Origin of the sequence: uncultured Bacteroides sp. (genome assembly GCF_910578895.1) — a bacterium.
Classification (GTDB): Bacteria; Bacteroidota; Bacteroidia; order Bacteroidales; family Bacteroidaceae; genus Bacteroides.
Window position 1 is genome coordinate 78,432 of the sequence record NZ_CAJTSC010000005.1, and the last position, 18,354, is coordinate 96,785.

Below are 18,354 nucleotides of genomic sequence, written 5' to 3' on the forward strand. Positions count from 1 at the left end.
TGTACCTTTGTCACAGAAATGTCATTTAGGCTCATGATAGATACCAATATATTTCAAGATAAGACAGCGGTTTACTATACGCTGGGATGTAAGCTGAACTTCTCCGAGACTTCGACCATCGGCAAAGCCCTGCGGGAAGCAGGAGTGCGTACGGCGCGCAAGGGCGAGAAAGCGGATATATGCGTGGTGAACACCTGCTCCGTTACCGAAGTGGCGGATAAGAAGTGCCGCCAGGCCATTCATCGCCTGGTGAAGCAGCATCCGGGAGCTTTTGTGGTGGTGACGGGATGTTATGCCCAGCTTAAGCCCGATGCGGTGGCGGGGATAGAAGGTGTGGACGTGGTGCTCGGAGCGGAGCAGAAGAAAGACCTGCTTCAATACCTGGGCGATTTGCAGAAGCGCGGAAGCGGCGAGGCATATACCTCCGCCTTGAAAGATATCCGTTCGTTCGCCCCGTCATGTTCGCGTGGCGACCGCACCCGTTTCTTCCTGAAAGTGCAGGACGGCTGCGATTATTACTGTTCGTATTGCACCATTCCTTTTGCCCGCGGTCGCAGCCGCAACGGAAGCATCGCTTCGCTTGTAGAGCAGGCTCGCCGGGCGGCAGCCGAAGGCGGCAGGGAGATTGTATTGACGGGAGTCAACATCGGTGATTTCGGCAAGACCACAGGCGAGACTTTTTTCGACCTGGTAAAGGCTTTGGACGAAGTGGAAGGCATTGAGCGCTACCGCATATCCTCTATCGAGCCCAACCTGCTGACGGATGAAATCATAGAGTTCGTATCCCGTTCCAAGCGTTTCATGCCGCACTTTCACATCCCGTTGCAATCGGGCAGCGATGAAGTGCTGAAGCTGATGCGCAGACGGTATGACACCGCCCTGTTCGCTTCCAAAGTGAAGAAGATAAAGGAGGTGATGCCCGATGCTTTTATCGGTGTGGATGTGATTGTAGGCACGCGTGGCGAAACAGAGGAATATTTTGAGCAGGCGCACCGGTTTATCCGAAGCCTGGATGTCACACAGCTTCATGTGTTCAGCTACTCCGAACGTCCGGGCACGCAAGCCTTGAAGATAGAACATGTGGTCTCTCCCGAAGAGAAGCACCGGCGCAGCCAGCTCCTGCTGGAGTTGTCCGACGAAAAAACACGTGCCTTTTACGCCCGCCATATCGGACAGGTGATGCCCGTTCTGCTGGAACGTTCCAAACCCGGCACGCCGATGCACGGTTTCACTCCGAATTATATCCGGGTGGAAGTTCCGCACGATGATGCGTTGGACAATCAGGTGGTTTTGGCGCGTATGGGTGGGTTTAACGAAGAAGGCACGGCACTTCTGGGAGTGCTGGGAGCTTCTGTTTAGTGATAAGTGATTAATAATAAAACAAGGTGAAATCGAGATTAATTTATTGGTTGACCTACGCAGGCATGTGGCTGCTTGCCCTGTTGCCTTTCAGGGTGCTTTATGTACTTTCCGACGGATTTTGCTTCTTGATGCGCCACGTTGTACGCTACCGGCGCAGGGTGGTGCGTGATAATTTGCGCAACGCCTTTCCCGAAAAGTCCGAGGTCGAGTTGCGCGGGATAGAGCGCAAGTTCTACCGTTACATCTGCGATTATATGCTGGAAGAGGTGAAGCTGCTGCGCGTCTCCTTCAAGGAGCTTTGCCGCCGCATGGAGTATGACAACAAGGAGGAGTTTCTTGCCATGATCGAAAAGCACGGCGGCATTGTGCTGCTTATACCGCACTACGCCAACTTCGAGTGGATTATAGGCATGGGCGCCATCATGCAGGAAGGGGACATCCCGGTGCAAATTTACAAACCGTTGCATAACAAATACATGGATGCGATGTTCAAACGCATCCGTGCGCGTTTCGGCGGCTACAATGTGCCGAAACATTCTACGGCGCGCGAAATCATAAAACTGCGCCGTGACAACAAGCGCGTGGTGGTGGGCATGATAACCGACCAATCGCCCAATCCCAACGAAGCGCACCACTGGACCGTTTTTCTGAACCAGGATACCGGATTTATGGACGGTGCCGAGCGTATAGCCAAACTTATGGACTTTCCCGTATTCTACTGCGAACTGCAAAAGCTGAGAAGAGGATACTGCCGGGTGCGCTTCGACCTCGTCACCGAAACTCCGAAAGCCACTGCCGGCGGAGAGATAACGGAACTCTTTGCCCGCCGGTTGGAACAGACCATCCGCAGGGAGCCGTCATGTTGGTTCTGGTCGCATAAACGTTGGAAGCTGAAACGCGAGGATGCCATACAACATGGATAAGACGGCTGTTGTCATATTGAACTGGAACGGTTGCGAGATGCTCCGTTCCTTCCTGCCTTCCGTGGTGCGCTGTTCGCAAACGGAAGGTGCGCGGGTTTATGTGGCGGACAACGGTTCGACGGATGCTTCCGTCGAGATGCTCCGCCGGGAGTTTCCTTCCGTGCATCTTATCCTGTTGGGCGAAAACCACGGTTTTGCCGAAGGGTATAATCTCGCCTTGCGGCAGGTGGATGCCGAATACGTGGTGTTGTTGAATTCCGATGTGGAGGTGACCGGACATTGGCTGTCACCGCTTATCGGCTATATGGATGCCCATCCCGAAGTGGCGGCGTGCCAGCCTAAAATCCGGAGTTGGCGCCAGAGGGAGAGGTTCGAATATGCAGGTGCGGCAGGCGGATTCATAGACCGCTACGGCTATCCCTTTTGCCGGGGGCGGATAATGAGCGTGGTGGAGAAAGACAACGGGCAGTATGATACGGTCGTGCCTCTATTTTGGGCGACGGGTGCCGCCTTGTTCATTCGCCGGAAAGACTATCTGGATGTCGGCGGGCTGGACGGACGGTTCTTTGCCCACATGGAGGAGATTGACTTGTGCTGGCGGCTTCGTGCCCGTGGGCGGAGGTTGGTTTGTGTGCCTCAGAGCACCGTCTATCACGTGGGTGGCGCCACCTTGAAGAAAGAGAATCCCCGTAAGACATTTCTCAATTTCCGCAACAACCTTCTGATGCTCTATAAGAATTTGCCGCAGGAAGAGTTGGCTGCTGTGATGCGCATGCGTACGGTGCTCGATTATGTGGCGGCTCTGAACTTTCTGTTGCGGGGGCAGTTTGCCAATATGTGGGCGGTAGTCCGTGCGCGCCGTGCATTCCGGCAACTTCGTCCTTCGTTTGCGGCGGCACGCAAGGAGAACTTGGACAAGACCTCGGTTACGGTTATTCCCGAACGTACAAAAAGCAGCATCCTGGTGCAGTTCTATTTGCACGGGAAGAAACATTTCTCCCGGTTGTAAGAATTGCCGGAGCATCGGCATGCTCTTCCTGCCGGAAAAACGGGCTGTGCATCGGAATGGCGGCAGTAGCCTTATCTGTCGCAATGCACTTCCACGCCTGCCGCATCCAGGTCGGCACCCATCGGCGGATTGCGTTTGGACAACTTCAGATCGATGCTTTCGATGGCGGGGAAATCGTGGAACAGGCGCCGGATGATGCGTCCGCACACGTGCTCCAGTAATTTGGAAGGGATGGCCATCTCTTCCTTCACTGCTTCATATACATCGGCATAGCTCACCGTGTCCGTTACATCGTCCGTTTCGGCGGCACGGGCGATGTCTGTTTTCAGCCGCAGGTCGATGATGAAATCATTGCCTGCTATGGTTTCCTGCGTGCCGACACCGTGATAGGCAAAAAAGTGTATCCGGTCTAAAAAGATGTAGCTGGTCATGTCGGATGGATTTGTTTCTTGCGTGCAAATATAGGGAAAAATCCATTAGGTATTTTTTACAGTCTGGAATATTCTGTATCTTTGCGCCATGACAACAATGTTTAAATCGGATTTGGTGTGGTAAACAATCTGTATCGTTGATGCAGGTTGTCCTTTCGTTTGCTCTCGGATTGTTTCTTTCCGGGGCGTTTTCCTGTGATTATAATTCAAGTTTTATCTGCATACGGTGCCGGAAGTATTGTACGCTTCCCGTGTATGCGAAATATACTGAGAACAATGAATGACAAAAATAAAACAATTCACGATTTTGAACTTGACCTGATTTGCGATTTCTTTTCTACTATGGAACGTCAGGGACCGGGAAGTCCCGAAGTGACGTTGCAGGCATTGGGTTTTATTGATAATCTTACGGACAACTCCCGCATTGCCGATTTGGGCTGTGGCACAGGCGGGCAGACGATGGTGCTGGCTAAGTATGCGCCGGGAGAGATTACGGGAGTTGATTTGCTTCCTGCTTTTGTTGATATCTTCAATCGCAATGCGCAACAGGCTTCTCTGCAAGACCGGGTGAAAGCTGTTGTCGGTTCGATGGACAATCTGCCTTTTCAGGCAGGGGAGTTGGACCTGATTTGGTCGGAGGGGGCCATCTACAATATCGGTTTTGAACGCGGGCTGAACGAGTGGCGCAGGTATCTGAAGCCGGGAGGGTATATCGCCGTATCCGAGGTGTCGTGGCTGACGGACGGACATCCTGCGGAGATTGATGATTTCTGGATGGGCGCATATCCCGGCATAGATACAATGCCCAATCAGGTGGCTAAGGTATGGAAGGCGGGCTATCTGCCTGTAGCTACATTCGTGCTGCCGGAAAATTGCTGGACGGAGCATTACTTCATTCCGAAGCGTGCGGCTCGTGAAGCCTTTCTTTCCAAGTATGCGGGCAACCGGGTTGCCGAGGAGTTCGCCGCGCTTCAGGCGGACGAGGAAGAACTGTACAGGAAGTATAAACGTTTTTATGGCTATACATTCTTCATTGCAAGGAAAGTGGAGTAGACAGGTTTGTTTCGCAAGATAAAAAAATCACCTCATAAGATGGATGGTATCCTCTCATGAGGTGATTTTTGTTTGTCTTGCCGCCGCTCGTTTATCGTCCGGTCTGTGCGATAAGTCCTCTGATTTTTTCGTTCAGGCTTTCGGCTTTCATCAGTTGTTCCAGTGTGAGGTGCATGCGCCAGCGCCAATAGTGGCGCGGATTGGCAGGAACGTTGATGCGCTCTTCCTGCACGTTCGGGTTACGCCATTTGCCGTCCATCGACAGCCAGTCTTGCAGGGACGGGATGCACAGTATGGAGTTGCTTTGCAGATGTTTGCGCACCACCTCTTCGCAAAGTTCGGGAGTGGCTACGGCAGGAGCGGCGCCGTAATGTCCGAGCATTGTGTTGTAGTAACGTTGCGTTTGCTGGAAGTCTTCTCCCCACCAGCCGCGCAGCGTGGACATGTCGTGCGTGGATATGGTGCAGACGGAGCAGTATGGATACCAGTCCGGATGCCCGAATTCGTGTGCCGGGTCTTTGGGCATACGCTGTATTTCCAAGGAGAGGATACGCAAATCGTTCATCACCCATGCCACACAGTCGGGAATCATGCCCAGGTCTTCACCACATACCAACATCCGGGTGGACTGTGTCAGTTGCGGCAGTTTGTTCATCGCCTGCTCGTGCCAGAACTGGTTGTGGCGGTGGTAATAGTATTGGTCGTACAGGAGGTTGAAAGCCGCTTTTTCCCAATCGTTCAGCGAGCGGTAGATGTAGTCGTGCTGCACGCCGATGCGCGGGTGGTACTTGTGCGGGTCGTGGCGGTCGGGCACAAAGAGCACGTCGCTGATAAGCGCGTACAGACCGTCGCGCACCCAGATGCTGTTTTCGTCCGTCTTGCCGGCAAAGTAGGCTTCTACTTTGCGCTGCGTGTCGAACTCGGGGCGCATCCGGTAGATTTCCCAAGTCTCCGTGGGTTCGATGAAGGTCTGCTTCACGTAGTCGGTATGCGGACCGAATATCTGCCCAAGGAAATACTCGTGTATATACGGTTTCAGGAATTCATTGCGGAAGGGGAACCCATAGCTCTCTATCTCCTCGCTCGTCATGGGCAGGGCAGGGGAGAATTGCCCCAACAGGCCGTGTACGGCGTGCATGGGAATTTCCCAAATCCGGAAGAATCCGAGAATGTGGTCGATGCGGTAGGCATCGAAGTATTCCGCCATTTTGCGGAAGCGCTTCATCCACCAGTCATAGCCGTCTTTCTCCATGACATCCCAGTTGTAGGTAGGCAATCCCCAGTTCTGTCCGTTCACGGAGAAGTCATCGGGTGGCGCGCCGGCTTGGCCGTTCAGGTTGAAGTAGTAGGGTTCTTTCCAGGCTTCCACACTGTTGCGGCTGATGCCGATGGGAATGTCGCCTTTCAGCACTACGCCGTTGGCGCGTGCATGCTCGGTGGCGGCGAGCAGTTGCAGATGCAGGTTGAACTGGATGTAGTAGTAGATGGCTATCTGCCCGTAACCGGCAGAGTCCGGCCGGCACAGTTGTTCTATTTCTTTGGCATCGTAGGTGGCATATTCGGGCCAGGTGCGGAAGTCGGGTGTCTTGTAGGCATCGCGCAGGTAGCTGAAGGCGGCGTAGGGCTGCAACCACTCTTTGTTGGCTTCGTAGAAACTGCGGAAAGCGTCCGATGCCAGTACTTTTTCTCCTTCTTGGTTGAAGATGAGCCGGAAGTAGTCCCACTTCGTCTTGTTCACGGCTTCGTAGTCCACGGCGGGCAGGGCGTTCAGCTCTTTTTGGCGTTTTTCGAATTGTGCCATCGCCTTCTTGTCTTTTAGGTTGCCCAATTGCCTCAAATCGGCATACATGGGGTGGAAGGCGTAGATGGAGATGCTGCTGTAGGGATAGGAGTCTGTCCACGTATGCGTCATCGTGGTGTCGTTGATGGGCAGAATCTGTACGGCTTTCTGATGGGTGGCAACCGCCCAGTCTATCATGCGTTTCAAATCGCCGAAGTCGCCTACGCCGAAGCTCTTCTCAGAACGGAGCGAGAATACGGGAACTGCGACTCCCGCACCTTTCCATGCGGGAAGGTTGAAGTATACGTAGCGGTCGCCGACGGCCAGCGTCTCGTTGGCGCCTGTCTGCGGATTTGCCATATATCGGTTCGGGTTGTTTTCCCAGCAGACAGCGCGGCGTTCTTTCTTGTTGTATAAGATGAACTTATATTCCAGCGGGAAGCGGATTTTGGTTGCGTCTACCTCTGTTTGCCATTCCGGAAAGTTGGCATCGCTCATAAGCACGGCTTTGTCGGGGTTCCAGTCGCCGAATGCCGGTTGGTTTCCGCAGATGCCCAGGCAGTGGTCGCTGTCGATGCAGGGAGCGTATGCCTTTATCAGCAATCCTTTTTTGTGGCTTTTGGGTGCGGTGTCGCGCTTGTGGTGTGCCAGGAGTGATTCCGTAAAGGCGGAAGTATAGAGATATTGCTGTTCCGGCAGGTTCTTCCAGCAGTCCAGTATCCGGTAGGCCTTATGGGAGGCTCCGGAAAGATAAAGCGTGCGTGGCAGGTTGTTCCACTCCGTCCGTGTGCACTGTCCGTTGTAGAAGATATGGTAGCTGTATTGGACACGTCCGCTTTCCGGCAGTGCGATGTTTACTTCCGCAGTCCAGTGGATGCCGTCTACGGTCTGTAGCGGCAAAGCTTTGTCGGGATGGTTGTTTCCAAGTTCAGGTATGGAGCCTGACACTCTGACTTCTTCACCCCAATTGGTTCTGTACTCGATATTGAATGATAAAGTCATATATATTAGATTTAGAAATAGCAATAGCTGCAATGATTATGCAAGTATAGGAAATATTCCTCATAATCATGCAGCTATTGCCGGCTATCTCATTTAAATTACTATGCAAACGTTTGTGCTTGCCGTTTTTTTATCCGCAACGGGATGCGCCGCAAGTGGTGCAGATAAGGCAGCCTTCCTGGTAAACGAGCGTTTCGTTGCCGCAGTTCGGACATTTCTTGCCTTTGGCTTCTGTTCCGTCCGTCACGTATTTCTTCAATGCACGTTCTACGCCGTTTTTCCAGGTGTTGATGTGTTCGCTGTCCAATTGCAGCGAGCTTACCAACTTCATTACCTGCTCGATAGGCATGCGGTAGCGCAATACGCCGGAGATAAGTTTGGCATAGTTCCAGTATTCTTTGTTGAATTTCTCGGACAGTCCTTCGATAGTGACCTTGTAGCCGCGTTTGTTCTCGAACTGGAAGTCGTAGCGTTTGTTGCCGTTTTCATCGACATTCTTGATGATATGGCCCGATGAAACGTTCTTCGGAAGGATGATGCCTTCGTCATCGTCTTGAAGCCCGGTGAATATCTCGTAAGGATGTCCGTCCAGCAGACCGACGAATGCCACCCATTTTTCCTTGTTGTTCTGGAAGCGTACGACATCCGCTTCAAGTACTTTAGGACGGGTTTCGACAACCGTAGGCGGTTTACACGGCGGGAACTCCTCTTTCTTCTTGCTCTTGGTGGAAATCAGCACGCCGGAACGGGAACCGTCACGATAGACCGTACAGCCCTTGCAGCCTGATTTCCATGCTTCGACGTACAGGCGGTTTACCAACTCTTCGTCCACATCGTTCGGCAGGTTGATTGTAACGCTGATGGAGTGATCCACCCATTTCTGGATGCGTCCCTGCATCCTGACTTTCATCAGCCAGTCCACATCGTTGGAAGTTGCTTTATAATAAGGTGATTTTTCAACGAGCGCATCTATTTCGTCTTGTGTATAGCGTTTGGCGGGGTTGTAACCTTCCGCTTCCATCCATGTGACGAATTTGGGGTGGAATACGGTGTATTCCTCAAAAGCGTCTCCGGTCTCGTCAACGAAGTCGATGTGTACGTTGGCATCGTTCGGGTTGACTTTGCGGCGGCGTTTGTAAACGGGCAGGAATACAGGTTCGATACCCGAAGTGGTCTGCGTCATCAGGCTTGTTGTGCCTGTGGGCGCAATGGTGAGACAGGCGATGTTGCGGCGTCCGTATTTCCGCATCTCTTCATACAGTTCCGGATCCGCTTCGCGCAAGCGGTTGATAAACGGATTATTCTGTTCGCGTTCGCTGTCGTAGATTTCGAAAGCGCCGCGTTCTTTTGCCATTTCCACGGAAGAACGGTATGCGCTCAATGCTACTGTCTTGTGCACTTTTTCGGCAAATTCGGTTGCCTCTTCAGTGCCGTAACGCAGTCCCAATGCCGCAAGCATATCGCCTTCGGCGGTGATGCCTACGCCGGTACGCCTGCCTTGACCGCTCTTTTTGTAGATTTTCTGCCACAAAACATTTTCGGTGCGTTTCACGTCTTCGTTCTCCGGGTCGGAATCGACCTTGGCCAGGATGCGCTCTATCTTTTCCAATTCCAGGTCGATGATATCGTCCATGATGCGTTGTGCCAGTGCAACGTGCTTTTTGAAAAGGTCGAAATCAAAGTATGCGTCCGGTTTGAAAGGATTGACCACGTATGAATACAAGTTGATGGCGAGCAGGCGGCAGGAGTCGTAGGGGCACAAAGGTATCTCACCGCAAGGATTGGTTGATACGGTACGATAGCCCAGGTCCGCATAGCAGTCGGGTACGGACTCTTTGATGATGGTGTCCCAGAAGAGTACGCCGGGTTCGGCGGATTTCCATGCGTTGTGCACGATTTTCTTCCACAAGTCGGCGGCACTGATTTCTTTCTTGAATACGGGTTCGGAGGCATCGATAGGATATTGTTGCACATACGGCGTACCGTCAATGGCTGCTTGCATGAATGCATCGGTCAGCTTGACGGAAACATTGGCACCCGTAACCTTGCCTTCCGTCATCTTTGCGTCTATGAAAGCTTCCGAGTCCGGATGCTTGATGGATACGCTCAGCATCAACGCGCCCCGGCGGCCGTCTTGTGCTACTTCGCGCGTGGAGTTGGAGTAACGCTCCATGAAAGGCACCAGTCCGGTTGACGTTAACGCGGAGTTTTTCACCGGAGAACCTTTCGGGCGGATGTGCGACAGGTCATGCCCTACACCGCCACGGCGTTTCATTAACTGCACTTGTTCTTCGTCTACTTTGAAGATTGCACCGTACGAGTCGGCTTCGCCGTCCACGCCTATGACAAAGCAGTTGGAGAGTGAAGCTACCTGATAATTGTTTCCGATTCCTGTCATCGGGCTTCCTTGCGGAACGATGTATTTGAAGTGGTCTAACAGCCCGAAGAGCTCTTCGGAACTTAGCCCGTTAGGATACTTTGCCTCAATGCGGGCAATCTCATTGGCTATTCTCCAATGCATGTCTTCCGGAGACTTTTCGTAAATATTTCCGAAAGAGTCTTTGACTGCGTATTTGTTTACCCAAACCCTTGCAGCCAGTTCGTCGCCTTGGAAGTATCGTAAAGATTCTTCGTAGGCTTCGTCATAAGAATAAGTTTTCTTTTCCACGATGCGATATCCTTAGATTTAATTGTAAATAAGTAAAAGTGTAGAAGTCGTACTTATTTGCTAACAAATGCGTTTGCAAAGCTATGAATGTTTTTCGTTATGGCAAAATAAAAAATATTTTTTTTATGAACAGGTTGTTAGTTTCCTGTTTATATCGGTTAATATATTGATTTTTATATGAATAGGTTTTCTTTAGTAGAGGTGAAGTTTTCTAAAAAGAAAACCATGCATCTGTTTGATGCCTGCTGGGGTTATCCGGTTTGGGTAAACGATGAAACATATTCGGCGTTATTAAACCACACTCTGTGTTTCTTTTCATATATTTGCAGAAAAAAGAAAGAATGGAAAACTTGAAACAAAGGAGAACAATTCGTAAATATCAGCAGAAAGACATTTCTTCTGATTTGTTAAATGATTTGCTTGAAACCTCTTTCCGTGCTTCTACGGTCGGAAACATGCAGGTTTATAGTGTGATTGTGACTCGTGACGCTGACCGTAAAGCCAAGTTGGCTCCTGCGCATTTTAACCAGCCTATGGTGCGGACGGCACCGGTAGTCCTTACTTTCTGTATTGACTTGCGCCGTTTCAGCAAGTGGTGTGAACAGAGAAAGGCAATTCCGGGATATGACAATTTTGAATGGTTTGTCACCGGAGCCGTAGATGCTTTGTTGGTGGCACAGACATTCTGTGTCGCAGCCGAGGAGAAAGGGTTGGGCATCTGCTATTTAGGCACCACCACTTATAATCCTCAAATGATTGTGGAAACATTGGAATTGCCCCGGTTGGTTTTCCCCATCACTACTGTTACTGTGGGCTGGCCTGCGGAAACTCCCGCGCAAGTAGACCGTTTGCCTTTGGAGGCTATTGTGCATGAAGAAACTTATCATGATTATACTCCTGAGGATATCGACCGCCTGTATGCTTACAAGGAATCTTTGCCCGAGAATAAGCAATTCATAGCCGAAAACTGCAAAGAAACGCTGGCTCAGGTCTTTACGGACGTGCGTTATACAAAGAAAGATAGCGAAGCGATGTCCGAAGCGCTTTGGAAGGCAATGAAAGCGCAAGGATTTTAGATGAAGTGTAAATGTATAGGATGTTTTCGTAAGTAGGGATATTCCTGAAATGATAAAATTTAAGGCAGCTAATTCTTCACGAGTTAGTTGCCTTAAATTTTATCATTTCAAGAATATCCCTTTGTATACATAAGGAGAAGAGGTTCTTCACTTCGCCCTGAATGACAGATGGTGATTTTCTATATTTACTTATGCTTTTACGCCTTCTGCTTAAATTCAGTTCCCTTTTTTCAGTGCGGCTTGTATATCTTCGATTTCGGCGCGGAATGACTTGTCCACTTCCTTCAGCTGCTTGATGGTTTTGCAGGCGTGCAACACGGTAGCATGGTCTTTATTGCCGATTAACGTGCCGATTTTTGCCGTAGAGAAGTCCGTATGGTTCTTGGCTAAATACATGGCAATCTGACGTGCCTGCACCACTTCGCGTTTACGCGATTTTGTATGTATGGCAGCGTTTTCCAAACCAAAGTGTTTGCATACGGTAGTAATGATATCGTCGATGGTGATGGCTTTGCTCTCGCAATTCACGACCTTGCGTACAATGCGTTGTGCCAGTTCCAGGTCAATCTCCTTGTTGTATATGGTGGAGTGTGCCATGATGGAAATGACAATGCCCTCCAGGTCGCGGACACTATTGCCTACATTCTCGGCTATGTAGTCGATGACTTCCGGCGGGAATTGCAATCCGTCGCGATGTATCTTGTTGCGCAGGATGTTTTTGCGCAATTCCACCGTCGGTTTCTCCAGTTCTGCCACCATTCCCCATTTGAAACGCGTAATCAAGCGCTCTTCCATGCCCTGAAGCAGTACGGGAGAACGGTCGGAGGTAAGGATAAGCTGCTTGCCGTTTTGATGCAGGTGATTGAAGATGTGGAAGAATGTGTTTTGCGTTTTGGTAACGCCCGCAAACTCCTGGATATCATCGATAATCAATATGTCGATTGTCTGGTAGAAGTTGATGAAGTCGTTGGTGGTGTTGTTACGTACGGAATCGGTGTATTGCACCTGGAATAAATGTGCGGACACATACAGCACACGTTTCTCCGGATACAACTCCTTGATTTTCGTACCGATGGCATTTGCCAGGTGGGTTTTTCCCACACCCGATGCTCCGTACAGAAACAACGGGTTGAATATGGTCTTGGCAGGATTGAGCGCTACGGCTTCTGCAACACTGCGCGAAAGTTTATTGCTGTATCCTTCAATAAATGTATCAAAATTGTATTCCGGATTCAGATGCGGGTCCAAATCGGGAACAGGTATTTGCGGGATTGCCTTGTCTATCGTTTGCTTTTGGGGTATAATGGTGCGATGGGTAGATTCGTAGTTTACGGTCTTTTCGGGCCGTGAACTTTTATCTACCATAACATTATACATCAACTTCGTTCCCTCTCCGATTACCTTATAAAGGGTCTTACGCAACAAGTCTACAAATTTATCCTCCAGAAATTCATAGAAGAACTGGCTGGGAACTTGTACAATGAGCGTTTTGTCCTCGTATTTTAACGGGATAATGGGGAGAAACCAAGTTTTATATGTCTGTTCCGGAACATTGTCTCTGATGATTTCAAGACAGCGGTTCCATAATCCGACATGATCCTGTTCACTCATAACGGCTACTAAAACATTTATTAATTAAGCAAAACTTCTACGTTTGCAAAATTGGCAATCTTATTTGAGAAAAACAAATCGCTTTTTTCTTGCGTTTCTCAATAAAACAATAATCACTTTACTCTCAGTTACTTATGTCTGTATATCCAGCCTGTGTCTTTATGGAAACCCTTGCTTTTGTATAACGTCTTGTAATGTAGCGGGTTATCTCTGTTTGCCGATGTTCGTGGCTTCAGGCGGCAGCGTGGATACAAACCTCTTTTCCACTTTATATATAGCCCTTACCAAGGGCTTTCTTTTCCAATGACATACACGCTTTGCTATTTAGACAAAATCTATATAAACGCCTTTTTTACTTATCTTTCTTGCCGAATAAAGAGAAATGGACATAGCGTTTCGGATGCGCTTTCAGGTCTTCCAGCAAGCTCGCCGCATTTGCAGTCGTGGCATTCAGGTTGTTGTAAAGTGCAGGGTCGTTCAGTAATAGCCCGACCGTGTTGTCTTTCCGGTTCAATTTATCTGTAATTATCTTTACATTAGCCAATGTCGAGTCTATGCTTTGCATGGCTGTCGCAAAATCTATCTCCTTCAGATTGCTGGAGATAAGCACGAAGTTGTCCCCGATGGCATTCAATTTTCCTGTGAGTTGTGGGATATCCTTGCTCATTAATGTTTGGAGTTGCCCGCTGGTTGCGGCAAGGTTTGCCGTCAGGTTCTCCACATTGTGCAGGGTGGCAGGGATGGCGGGGTCTGCCAATACGGCATTTAAAGAGCCGAGGATAGAGTCCAATTTAGGCAGCATCTTCTCCAGTTGCGGCATCATGGTGGCTACCTTTTCCATCATTCCGTTGTTGAGCGTGCCGGGAATGGTATCTCCGACACGGTATTTTTCGCGTGGATTGTTGGCAAGGAGAAGGTTCATTTTGACGCCGCCCAGCATTTCCGCCGTCAACTCTGCGGTACTGCCTTTAGGGATGCGCAGGTCGGTATTGACGTCTATCTCGGCAACGACCTTTCCGGGTTGGGTATAATCGTAGTACAAATCGCGTACGATGCCCACGCGGAAACCGTCGGCAAAGACGGGGCTTGATTTGGTAAGCCCGTTGACATTGTTGAATTTGACATAGAAATAGCTGGAAGGCTTGAACATGTTGATGCCTTTCAGGTAATTGATGCCATATACTAATATGCAGAGAGCGGCTATGCCGGCAATTCCTATTCTGACTTCCTTGGTAATATACTTCATGATGTATGCTGTTTATTTCTTTCTGTTCTTGAATTCGTTGATGGCGGCATTGACGTTCATCTTTTTCCCGTTCTTGAAGGCTATGATGAATGCGTCCTTGAATTGTGCCGTAATGGAGCGTTTGGTGCGTAACGTCTTGTTATAATCGGTCGATGCGCCATAGGTGTACTTGTATAAGCCGCCTTCCTTGTAATAATCCACGTTCTTCAGCCCTTTCAGCCGCTTGTCGTTCTTTGCCAGCGGGCGGGAAGAGGTGAGTATCTGTATCTTAAACACCGGAACATTGTCTTCTGTTTGTGTGGCGGCGGTTTTTTCCGGGCGCTGCGCCGTTGGCGCGTTGTGCCGGCCGTTGGTTTTGCTTTCCGTTTTCGGCGCTGTGCTGTCGGGGGCGGTGTCCTCCTGTGCCGGTTGTGGCGCCTCTTCCGGCAGGATGGTTCGGCTGCTTCCGTTCAATCGGATTTCCTGCTCGCGCTTGTAAGTGAGGAAAGCGCGGAAGATGCCGTTGGCAAGGTTGGTGGTGCCTGCATCGGTGTTCAGATAGCGCTCTTCTTCCGGAGTGGATATAAAACCCAGTTCGACCAGGATGCTGGGCATGGCACTGGTTTTCAGCACAAGAAATCCCGCCTGGTGCACGCCACGGTCTGCCCGCCGGCATGTATGGCGGAACTGCTTTTGCACGAGTGAAGCCAAGTGTACGCTTTGCGACATATACTTGTCCTGCATGAATTCGAAGATGATGTAAGACTCGGCGGAATTCGGGTTAAACCCGGCGTAGCGCGTCTTGTAGTCGCTTTCATAAAGGATAACCGAGTTCTCACGTTTGGCAACTTCAAGGTTGGCGTCCGATTTTGCAAGACCTAAGGTCCAGGTGGATGCGCCCTTGGCGGTGCGGTTGTTGGCAAGGGCGTTTGTATGGATGGAGATAAACAAATCCGCTTTGGCATCATTCGCTATCTCCGAACGGCGGTCCAGCGGGATAAAGACATCCCGCGTACGGGTATATACGACTTTTACGTCCGGACAGTTTTTCTGTATCTGTTTGCCAAGCTTGAGCGCGACATTCAGGTTTATGTTCTTTTCTTTGGAAATCTTTCCGACCGCGCCGGGGTCGTGTCCCCCGTGTCCGGCATCGATGACGACTACAAAATCTTTCGCTTCGGCACTGCCGCTGCAGCAAAAAGAGAGGAACAGTCCCAAACAAATGCCTATATATAATATGTGTCGTTTGTATGATTTCATATAAAAATTGTCGCAAAGATAGTGCAAGCCCTATATTTCACGCTGCAAATGTAATGTAAATTTGCAGAAAACTCATGCTTTGCTTTTAAGTTTTATTTGTAACAGCTTCTTTTTAGGGAGATTTGCTCTGTATGGCACGGCTTTTTCGATAAAAAACTGTTTTCGCCTTTCAGACGCGGATTTTATTTTTATCTGTTCATCGAATAATCCGCTTCATCCGCCAAATCCGTGCCTGAAGCATAGTCGTAAGGCTTAAATGAAAATGTTTCCTTTCACTCAGGCTAATCCGGCTTGCCTGCAACCTGCCCTTTTGGGGAGACTATTGCGGATAACCAATATGGGTAATCCGCCAAATCCGCTTTAGCCGTGTTTGAAAGATGAGTGCGGTGCTCCAATGAGAAATCCGTGTCTGGTTGGGAGTAAATTTCTTGGTGATATGCCTGCTTGTTGATAATATCCGTAACTTTGCACGCGAATATTAATGGATGGATACAGGTATGTTTCTTCGTTTTATAAAGAATTGGACATTGCCGCTGGCGATGCTTACAGGTGCTATGGGTTATTTCCTTTTTGCAAGGGTCTCTTGGCTCGCCCCGGTAAAACCTTATGCGGACGGACTGACGGCTTTCCTCACTCCGGCTTTGATTTTCGCCCAGTTGTTGCTTACTTTCTGCAAGATAGAGGTGCGCGAGCTGAAGCCGAAGGCATGGCATGGCTGGTTGCTGCTGTTCCAGACGGTTTCGTGCCTGGTTGTTGCGGCGTTGCTGGTGTGTTTCCCCATGCAGGAGACGTACAGGGAAGTGTTCGAGGGTGCCATGGTGTGCCTTATCTGTCCTACGGCAACTGCCGCTGCGGTCATCACCGGCAAGTTGGGGGGCAGTGCATCGAGCCTTACCACGTATACGCTGTTGTCCAATCTGCTGGCTGCGGCGGCTGTCCCGCTACTGTTTCCTTTGGTGGAACCGCATGCGGATATCACTTTCTTTGCCGCCTTCCTGAAGATACTGGGCAAGGTGTTCCCGTTGCTTCTTCTGCCATTCTTCCTGGCATGTTTTCTGCGGGTGTTTGTCGGGAAGGTGCATCGGCGCTTGCTGGAGTTCCGCGATGCTGCTTTCTACCTGTGGGCGGTGGCGCTTGCCATTGTGTCGGGGCAGACGGTGCGTTCGTTGATGAACAGTGATGCGCCGGTGTTTGTGGAAATGCTGATTGCCTTGGCAGGATTGGTCGCTTGCTGCGTACAGTTCTACTTGGGGAAAAGAATTGGCGGGCATTACAACGACCGCATCAGCGGCGGGCAGGCGCTGGGACAGAAAAACACGGTACTTGCCATCTGGATGTCTTATACTTATCTGAACCCGTTGTCTTCCGTAGGACCGGGTTCGTATGTGTTGTGGCAGAACATCATCAACAGCTGGCAGCTTTGGAAAAAACGGAAGAGGGACTGTGCCTGAATGGTTGGCATAGATGATATAAACGGAAAAAGCCGTGTCGGCATACTCTTTCGGGCATTTCTTTTGAAGGAAGATGAAACCGGTTCTTAAGTTTGTCTTTTTATCTTTTGCCTTTTTGTCTTTTTGTCATCCCGTCCGTATCTTCTGACAATCTGTATTTCCCGTTGCCGCAGAACCGGCTGTTTCCGTCCTTGCGTACTGCCGGCGGGAAGAAACGGAACGGGAAATGTTTATCTTGCGGATAACCAGGTAGATATCGAGATATTTACAAACAAACCAGCGGGAAAAAGCACGGGAAATGCCGCGTGCGGGCATCCTGTTTTACGGATATTGACGTCTGTCGCGACAGACACTAATGCCTGTTGCGATAGATGCTAATGCCTGTCACGACAGATGCCAGTGTCTGTCGGCAGAAACACCTGCGTCCAGCAACGGAAACATCTGTATTCAACGGCGGAAACGCCCGGTTTCTGCATAAACAGCGCATATCCATCGGAAACGGAAGCATATCTATCCGCATTTTATGCACGATGTTCCTGTTTTGGCAGAAAGTGGCAGGAAGGGGAGTAAGGAAAAGGGCGGTTTTGCCGCCTTTTTGTTGTGAAATGAACGGATGGCGCTTCATTTTGTACCCGCGCAAACAGCCGTGTCCGGTTTGTTTCCGGTATCTGCCCGGCTGTTTGCGCGGGTGCAAAGTGATTCAAAACGGAGAAAGGTGGATGTTGTTATGGAATAATTCGTATTTTTGCAACCTGGAAAATGTATGGGCTGCCTGCCGCTCTGCGTGTTTGCGGCGTAGGGGGGGGAAGTGCCCGATTATAAATGTAGCAAAAGTAAGATGAACCCTCACGAGTTAATTGATAAGTACTATCCGGAAGCGAACGAGTTGCGGCATATCCTGCTGACGCATAGCCGTTCCGTTGCCGACAAGGCTTTGTGGATTGCCGATAACCATCCGGAGTTGTCTTTGGACAGGGATTTCCTGTATGAAGCGGCGATGCTGCACGATATAGGCGTGTTTCTGACGGATGCCGACGGCATCTGTTGTTTCGGAGACAAGCCTTACATCTGCCACGGCTATTTGGGAGCGGACCTGGTGCGTTCGGAGGGCTATCCGCGGCATGCTTTGGTTTGCGAAAGGCATACGGGGGCGGGACTTGCGTTGGAAGATATTGTTGCACAAAACCTGCCTGTGCCCCGCCGGGACATGCTTCCGGTAAGCATGGAGGAGCAGGTAATCTGTTTTGCCGATAAGTTTTACTCAAAGACGCATTTGGACAAGGAGAAAAGCGTGGAGAAAGCACGGAAGAGCCTGGAGCGCTATGGCGAAGCCGGTTTGCAGCGCTTTGACCGTTGGTGCGGCCTGTTCCTGTAGCCGCGGCTCTTTCATTGTAGACTTGTTTTTATCCTTCAGGCGCGGATTTGGCGGATGAAGCGGCTTTTGTTTTTATCAGCTAAGTTAGAGCCTGTTTAAATTTTCTTCAAAAAGTTTTTCTTTAGCTT

Annotated in this window: 14 protein-coding genes; 7 read left to right on the top strand and 7 right to left on the bottom strand. The window is 50.1% G+C overall.

The annotated features are described in order from the left end of the window. Positions 1 to 33 precede the first annotated feature (33 nt). The 3 genes from mtaB to QZ327_RS02615 are packed head-to-tail and all read left to right on the top strand — an operon-like array spanning position 34 to position 3,294. A complete protein-coding gene (gene mtaB / locus QZ327_RS02605; RefSeq protein ID WP_294616861.1) occupies positions 34 to 1,359 on the top strand; it encodes a tRNA (N(6)-L-threonylcarbamoyladenosine(37)-C(2))-methylthiotransferase MtaB in 1,326 nt (441 codons plus the stop codon). Positions 1,360 to 1,385: 26 nt separating this feature from the next. Further along, a complete protein-coding gene (locus tag QZ327_RS02610; protein WP_294616862.1) occupies positions 1,386 to 2,285 on the top strand; it encodes a lysophospholipid acyltransferase family protein in 900 nt (299 codons plus the stop codon). Beyond that, the gene (locus QZ327_RS02615; RefSeq protein ID WP_294616864.1) at positions 2,278 to 3,294 is read left to right on the top strand and encodes a glycosyltransferase family 2 protein; all 1,017 of its coding nucleotides are present in this window, start codon (positions 2,278 to 2,280) and stop codon (positions 3,292 to 3,294) included. Before QZ327_RS02610 ends, QZ327_RS02615 begins: the two co-directional genes overlap by 8 nt. Positions 3,295 to 3,365: 71 nt before the next feature. Here QZ327_RS02615 and folB read toward each other — a convergent pair whose 3' ends face one another. After that, on the bottom strand, positions 3,366 to 3,725 hold the full coding sequence (folB, locus tag QZ327_RS02620; protein WP_294616866.1) for a dihydroneopterin aldolase: 360 nt from the start codon (positions 3,723 to 3,725) through the stop codon (positions 3,366 to 3,368). A gap of 276 nt (positions 3,726 to 4,001) precedes the next feature. On the opposite strand from folB, the gene QZ327_RS02625 reads away from it, so the two are divergent. Further along, positions 4,002 to 4,778 (top strand): class I SAM-dependent methyltransferase, encoded by a 777-nt coding sequence (locus QZ327_RS02625; RefSeq protein ID WP_294616867.1) that lies wholly within the window; start codon positions 4,002 to 4,004, stop codon positions 4,776 to 4,778. A gap of 91 nt (positions 4,779 to 4,869) precedes the next feature. Here QZ327_RS02625 and QZ327_RS02630 read toward each other — a convergent pair whose 3' ends face one another. Both QZ327_RS02630 and QZ327_RS02635 read right to left on the bottom strand, forming a co-directional pair. Continuing rightward, positions 4,870 to 7,560: a 4-alpha-glucanotransferase gene (locus QZ327_RS02630; RefSeq protein WP_294616870.1), complete on the bottom strand. Its 2,691-nt coding sequence runs from the start codon at positions 7,558 to 7,560 to the stop codon at positions 4,870 to 4,872. Between the two features lie 130 nt (positions 7,561 to 7,690). Beyond that, entirely contained in the window at positions 7,691 to 10,228 is a 2,538-nt protein-coding gene (locus QZ327_RS02635) for an adenosylcobalamin-dependent ribonucleoside-diphosphate reductase (RefSeq protein WP_294616872.1), read from the bottom strand. 341 nt (positions 10,229 to 10,569) lie between these two features. On the opposite strand from QZ327_RS02635, the gene QZ327_RS02640 reads away from it, so the two are divergent. Further along, positions 10,570 to 11,304: an NADPH-dependent oxidoreductase gene (locus QZ327_RS02640; RefSeq protein WP_294616874.1), complete on the top strand. Its 735-nt coding sequence runs from the start codon at positions 10,570 to 10,572 to the stop codon at positions 11,302 to 11,304. Positions 11,305 to 11,520: 216 nt separating this feature from the next. On the opposite strand, the gene dnaA is transcribed toward QZ327_RS02640, so the two are convergent. The 3 genes from dnaA to QZ327_RS02655 all read right to left on the bottom strand — a co-directional run bounded on the left by dnaA (position 11,521) and on the right by QZ327_RS02655 (position 15,400). After that, the gene (dnaA, locus tag QZ327_RS02645; protein ID WP_294616876.1) at positions 11,521 to 12,915 is read right to left on the bottom strand and encodes a chromosomal replication initiator protein DnaA; all 1,395 of its coding nucleotides are present in this window, start codon (positions 12,913 to 12,915) and stop codon (positions 11,521 to 11,523) included. Positions 12,916 to 13,267: 352 nt separating this feature from the next. Further along, positions 13,268 to 14,161: an MlaD family protein gene (locus QZ327_RS02650; RefSeq protein WP_294616878.1), complete on the bottom strand. Its 894-nt coding sequence runs from the start codon at positions 14,159 to 14,161 to the stop codon at positions 13,268 to 13,270. Between the two features lie 12 nt (positions 14,162 to 14,173). Continuing rightward, on the bottom strand, positions 14,174 to 15,400 hold the full coding sequence (locus QZ327_RS02655; protein WP_294616880.1) for an N-acetylmuramoyl-L-alanine amidase: 1,227 nt from the start codon (positions 15,398 to 15,400) through the stop codon (positions 14,174 to 14,176). 497 nt (positions 15,401 to 15,897) lie between these two features. Here QZ327_RS02655 and QZ327_RS02660 point away from each other — a divergent pair, with 497 nt between their 5' ends. Beyond that, positions 15,898 to 16,851, top strand: coding sequence for a transporter (locus QZ327_RS02660; protein ID WP_294616888.1), 954 nt, complete (start codon positions 15,898 to 15,900; stop codon positions 16,849 to 16,851). A 126-nt stretch (positions 16,852 to 16,977) separates the two neighbouring features. Here QZ327_RS02660 and QZ327_RS02665 read toward each other — a convergent pair whose 3' ends face one another. Then, entirely contained in the window at positions 16,978 to 17,166 is a 189-nt protein-coding gene (locus QZ327_RS02665; RefSeq protein WP_294616882.1) for a hypothetical protein, read from the bottom strand. A gap of 523 nt (positions 17,167 to 17,689) precedes the next feature. On the opposite strand from QZ327_RS02665, the gene QZ327_RS02670 reads away from it, so the two are divergent. Next, positions 17,690 to 18,226: an HD domain-containing protein gene (locus QZ327_RS02670; protein ID WP_294616883.1), complete on the top strand. Its 537-nt coding sequence runs from the start codon at positions 17,690 to 17,692 to the stop codon at positions 18,224 to 18,226. Positions 18,227 to 18,354: the final 128 nt, after the last annotated feature.